At 69.1% G+C, this 5,338-nt stretch carries 4 protein-coding genes and 1 pseudogene; all 5 read right to left on the minus strand.

The features are described from left to right. Positions 1–869: pseudogene (locus tag J3S20_RS29625) on the minus strand (ParB N-terminal domain-containing protein); the annotation flags it as partial. Positions 870–1,209: 340 nt separating this feature from the next. After that, on the minus strand, positions 1,210–1,764 hold the full coding sequence (locus J3S20_RS29630; protein WP_216840530.1) for a hypothetical protein: 555 nt from the start codon (positions 1,762–1,764) through the stop codon (positions 1,210–1,212). Then, positions 1,754–1,984 (minus strand): hypothetical protein, encoded by a 231-nt coding sequence (locus J3S20_RS29635; RefSeq protein WP_216840531.1) that lies wholly within the window; start codon positions 1,982–1,984, stop codon positions 1,754–1,756. Before J3S20_RS29635 ends, J3S20_RS29630 begins: the two co-directional genes overlap by 11 nt. Beyond that, positions 1,981–2,508, minus strand: a complete 528-nt coding sequence (locus J3S20_RS29640) for a crossover junction endodeoxyribonuclease RuvC (protein WP_246603453.1) — start codon at positions 2,506–2,508, stop codon at positions 1,981–1,983. The genes J3S20_RS29635 and J3S20_RS29640 overlap by 4 nt, the downstream gene beginning before the upstream one ends. 329 nt (positions 2,509–2,837) lie before the next feature. Further along, positions 2,838–5,240: an AAA family ATPase gene (locus tag J3S20_RS29645; protein WP_216840532.1), complete on the minus strand. Its 2,403-nt coding sequence runs from the start codon at positions 5,238–5,240 to the stop codon at positions 2,838–2,840. Between the last annotated feature and the right edge of the window lie 98 nt (positions 5,241–5,338).

A 5,338-nucleotide genomic window follows, 5' to 3' on the forward strand; every position in this document is an offset into this window, starting at 1 on the left:
CAGTCGAGCCAGCCGGCCCAATAGGGCTGCCATTCATTGTCGCGATGGATCAGCCCGAGGTTCACCAGCACCTGGCCGTCCGGTCGCATGGCAGCGTCGAGATGCTGAAACACGCCCTGCATCAGCGCGTCCCAATCCGTGACGCCGCCGGTCGTGTAGTCGCGCTGGTTCCCGTAGGGCGGGGAGGTGAAGAGCAGCGCCGCGCGGTCCTCGCCCATAACGCGAGCGACCGAGGCAGCATCGGTGCTGTCGCCGCAGAGAAGGCGATGCTCGCCCAGCAGCCAGAGATCGCCGGGGCGGGTGACGGCCTGGCGCGGCGGCTCAGGATCGGCATCGGCGGGATCCTCCGCCGGCTCCTCCGCATCCGCCGCGCCTGCCGCACCGCCCCCCTCGGCGGGATCCGCGGACAGAGCCTCGGGCGCGTCGCCGTCGGACACGGCATCTCCAGCCGCCGCGAGGATGTCCGCGAGCTCATCCGCCGAGAAGCCGAGCGCGCCAAGGTCGATGTCCTGCGCCGCCTGCACCGCGGCGAGCGCATCACGCAGCAGTGCCTGGTCCCAGGTCGCGTTCTCTGCGATGCGGTTGTCGGCGAGCCGCAGCGCCTCCTTCTGCGCCGCGGACAGGTGCCGCAGCACGATCACCGGCACCTTCGCCATGCCGAGCGCCGACGCAGCTTCCAGCCGCCCGTGTCCGGCGATCAGCACACCGTCCTCATCCACCAGCAGCGGGTTAGTAAAGCCGAAGGCCAGCATGCTGGTCTTGATCTGCTCCAGCTGCTCGGCGCTGTGCACGCGGGCGTTGCCGGCATGCGGGCGCAGCTCCGCCACCGGACGCAGCAGGATCTTTGCCGCCATCCAGGGGAGCGTCATGGGACCATCCGGTTTGCAGGAGGTTTGCAGGGCCGCGGCGCGGCGTCGGTTTGCAGCTAACCGTTTGAGGCGGCGGAGGAAGGCTGCAAACCGCAACCCATATTTCCGGCCTGGCGCTAGCGATGTTGCGCGCTTCCGCCCCCCGCATACAGCGGGGCCAGGAAGGACCCTGCGGCTCGAGAGCCACTGTCTCGATTGAGCCGCAGCGTGGCTGCTCAGCCGCGGCGCTCTCGCACCTTCTCTACGTGTCCTGACTCTACCCTTATCGATTTCGGTGCCGCCATGGGGTCAATTGTAACAGCGTGACCGGGACGATGCAGACCGCCCCGGCCACGCTGCATCACGCTGCCTTCGCCCGCGGCGTGAGGCCGAAGTGCATGGCCAGCGTGCCGAGCGTGCCGACCAGGATGCCCTGGCCGACAGGGCCATGCACCGTCCGTCCCGCCCAGCCCTGGCGCATCGACCATTCGCGCACCGAGAACTCCAGGCCGACGACGAACCATGCGCAGGAGCCGCAGGGGCTTTCATGCCCACCGAGCAGGTCCAGCGCCGCCGCAACACGGCGCCGAGCCTCGATCTGCATGGTGGAGAGCGTATCGACGCGCGAGCCAGGGATGCGCAGGAGCTGCGACGTCGACATGCTGTCGAAGCAGGCGGCTCGGAACAGTCCGCGAAAGATCTCACCCGCTTCGTGCATCTGCGGTGTGATGCTGCCACTGGCGAGCATCATGCCCAGGGTGTCAACGGCGCGGCGATGCTGCACGGGCGTGCCGGTTTCGGGATCGGCAGCGCGGATCGGTTCCGAGAAGGAGCCATGCTGCAGCCGCCACTTCGAGGGCTTCGCCAGGTCGTCCTGCTTCGCCTTCGCCACCTTTGGCTTGCGCTTACCGGCCATCGTGGTTCTCCCCGTTGCGACGCCCCCAGCGCCGATTGGCTTCGTTGGTGATGGCCTGACGGAGCCAGTCGTCCGTGATGTCGGCGACAGGCAGCGCCGCCACGCCGTGCCGATGCCAGGCAGCGGCGCGCATGGCGTTCACCTCGCTATCGTTGGTCGGGCTGCGCGTGCCGCGGTCGAGGCAGGACCGGGGCGGCAGTGGTGCGCCGTGCATGCTCATACGCGGCCTCCCGTGGGGTCGGTGGCCCAGAGCAGAAGGGCAATGGCATCCGCCTCGTTGTCATCGGCCGGCGCGAAGCCGCGAGCCTGGATGGCGGCGACCATCTTCGCTTTGTCGGCGTTGCCGTTGCCGGTAGCGAAGCGCTTGATCGTGCCGACCGGAACGCCCTCGTACGGGACGTCGTGCTCCTCGCACCAAGCGGTGAGCATGCCGAGGAAGCCGCCGTAGATGTGCGCCGCATCGGTGCCGGCATGGGCGCGGACTTCCTCGAACACGATCCGCGCCACGCCGCCGGACAGGGCGGCGACCTCGGCCAGCCATCCGCGGAAGCGCAGGAAGCGCATCCCGCCGCCTTCGAAGCGGCTGGGGCGGAACGTCATGGTGCCGGAGGTGATGCCGCCATCACGCGACCGCAGCGCCCATCCGGTGGTGGTGCCGAGATCGAGGGCGAGGACCGCGTGGTGCGCCAGGCTGATCGCGGGCGGGAGGGCGATGGGCGGGCCGCTTGCATGGGCGGCGGGCATGGTGAGAGTCGCGGGTGCCATGGTGGTCTCCGAGAGGGGATGATCCTGGTGAGGGCGGCGACGGCGCGGTTCTTGGCGGAGCTCGCCGTCGCTGCCCGGCATCGGGTGGGGTGGCCCCAGCGGGGGCGGTCCACGTGCCAAACCCGATCGCCCGAGCTGTGGTGTGCGCGCGCCGATGAGGCGCGCACGCACACCCCCGTAGGGGGTGGGAGCAACACCTAACTCCTCCACCGGGTACAACCCATTGATCTGGAATGGAAAAAGAGGAGTTAGGTGCGAAGCGGGAGGAGTTAGGGACCTAACTCCTCTGTCCTCCCAAGCCGTTGATTTCATGACGTTGTTTTCGGGGAGGAGTGAGGAGTTAGGCCTAACTCCTCAGGAGTGAGGTCGTCCAAGACGCCTTCCGGGTAGACCCACACCTCGGGATTTTCGACGTCCAGGCAGTTGCCGGATTGGGGGCATTTGAAGTGGCTGGGCAGGACGCGGCGGGCGCTGGTGGTCACCTCACCGGTCTGCGGATCCACGGTTTCGACCTCGGGGCCGAAGGTCATGCCCTCCACGCAGAGGTACCCGAACCGCGACCGAACGACGCCAAGGCCGAATTCGGTGCCGTCACGGCGGAACTTCACGAAGCCCTTCGTGGCGAGCACGCTCAACCGCTCGCGGATCGTGTGCTTGCTGCCGAGCCCGACCTTGTTCTCGAATTTCTCGGCCAGTTGCATGGTGGAATACAGCCGGCCTTCAGCTGCCTCATCGAGCAGGATGCCGAGGATCACATCCTGCTTGCGCAGCCGTTCGGCATCGAGTTTGCGTCCGATGTCCTGCCTGACCAGGCGCTCGCCGCGGCGATCGAATTCCACCCAGCGGCCTGCGACTTTGTCGACCAGCATCGGCTCGAGGCCGGGGCCGTTGCGGAGCTCGACATGCAGCTCGCGCTCGGTCTGCTCCTCGTCTGGGCGGAACAGGATGGCGCCCGAAGTGTAGTAGCCGCGCAGTGCGCTGGCGCCGGAGAGCGACAGGAAGGGATCGTCCTTCACCTGCTGCTTGCTGAGCTTCTTCGTGTGGTGGGCGAGGATGATGCCCGCCTCGGGGGCGACCTGGTCGCGCAGAGCTTCCACCCGGCCCTGCAGGAAGAACATCATCGCGCCGTTGTCGTTCTCCCCTTCGCCTGCGGGCCCGCCATCGAAGAGGTTGCGGATGGGGTCGATGCAGATGATGTCGGGCGGCGCGTCGGGGAATGCGGCGCGGATGGCGGCAGTGACGAGGGGAACGCCCTGCTCGTCGAGCAGCATGCGCAGCTTCGGGGTGACGACGAGGGTGTCGCGGGCGCGGGCCACAACGGCAGGGTCGAGCCGGAGCTGCTGCAGGCGCTCGCGCAGGTAGTGGTACTGGATCTCGGCCTGGAGATAGAACACCCGCAGCGGGCGCGGTGCCGTGAAGCTCAGGAACGGCGCGCCGGCCGCGGCGTGCACCAGCAGGCTGATCAAGAAGTCGGATTTGCCGACCTTCGGCGCGCCGCCGAGCACCAGCAATCCGCCCGGGGTCAGCAGGCGCGGCCCGATCAGGTCGTCGGGCATCGGCGAGGTGTCGTCCAGCAGCGCACCCAGGCTGTGCGCGGCGATTGCGCCGGGCGGCGCCGCGGCACGGAGCAGGGGCGGCCCGTTGCGCTCGACATGTAGGGCCCAGATCGCATCGGCCTCGACCTTGAGGCGGTCCAGAGGCCATTCCGGGCGAAGGCAGGCGGCGTTGTACTGGCAGATTGCCTCCCAGCCGTCGTCGCCGGTCATGCGGCCCTCGTGCACCATCCGGACGAAGTGGCCGATGGCGGCGCTGGCACCCTGGAAGCGGGTCCAGGCGTCCTGGCTGCCCTCGCGCACTGGCGTGGTGAGGACGGCATCGAGCCCTGGCCGATTGGCGCCCGCGGCGGCGCTGGGCGCCGCGAGGCCCGGCATGGTGGGCATGGCCGCGACCGCCGCGGCGAAGTCGGGGAGCTCCACCTCGACCCTGGGGCGGTGCTCCCGGATCGTTACGCGCCGCTGGACGCCATGCTTCTGGTGGACGGTGCCGGGCACGCGGATGGGTTGGTGGGCAGATCGGAAGTGCAGGTCGCCACCGACCTTCTCCGCGATCTCGCCGCGCAGTGCGCAGAGGCGCGACAGATCCTCGCCCTCGGCCGGCTCAGACAGCCGCCACCAGGCGTGCAGCTTGGCGGCGCCCTCGGCGGTGCGGCCGCCGCTCTCGACCAGCAGGGTGGGTGCGCCGAGATGGTGGACGAGGTGGCCGAGTTTGGCGGCGATGTCGCCGGCGTCGAGGTCGACGACCACGGTCTGCATCTGCAGCACATGCTCGGCGCGGGCCTGGCCCTGCTCGGTGACAGTGCCGGGGATGACATAGACGGCGCTGCCTTCGCGCGCGGCCCAGGTGGCATAGGCGCCGAGGGATACGGCGGCGTGCCGGTCGGCCGGGACCCAGATGTTGTGCGGCTTGGTGTCGAGGCCCTGGCCCTGGTCGACGAAGCCGCGGACGGGGATCAGCCCGTCGCAATAGCCAAACACCACGTCGAGGAAGGCGGCGATCTGCTCGATGTCCGGCGCGACGTGGCCGCAAGCAGGCAGCGTCGAATGCCCATCGCTGGGAAGCCGATCGACGGCGATCTGCCCACCGGCGGGAATTTCGCTCGCGCTATCCTCCGGCAGCGGCGCGGCATCGTTGAAGTCGCCCCATGCCGTCATGCAGGCAGCGCCCAGCACCGTTTGGCCCAGGGGCAGAAGCGGCACTCGAAGTAATCGGCCTGGGCGGCAACGCGGGGCAGAAGCTCGCCGGCATCCGT

Origin of the sequence: Falsiroseomonas tokyonensis, from assembly GCF_019024325.1 — a bacterium.
GTDB classification, from domain to species: Bacteria; Pseudomonadota; Alphaproteobacteria; order Acetobacterales; family Acetobacteraceae; genus Falsiroseomonas; species Falsiroseomonas tokyonensis.

Bases quoted from the DNA above. Each gene is read 5' to 3' on its own strand.
- J3S20_RS29645 (WP_216840532.1), bottom strand. From the start codon at position 5,240: ATGACGGCATGGGGCGACTTCAACGATGCCGCGCCGCTGCCGGAGGAT.
- J3S20_RS29635 (WP_216840531.1), bottom strand. From the start codon at position 1,984: ATGAGCATGCACGGCGCACCACTGCCGCCCCGGTCCTGCCTCGACCGC.
- J3S20_RS29630 (WP_216840530.1), bottom strand. From the start codon at position 1,764: ATGGCCGGTAAGCGCAAGCCAAAGGTGGCGAAGGCGAAGCAGGACGAC.
- J3S20_RS29640 (WP_246603453.1), bottom strand. From the start codon at position 2,508: ATGCCCGCCGCCCATGCAAGCGGCCCGCCCATCGCCCTCCCGCCCGCG.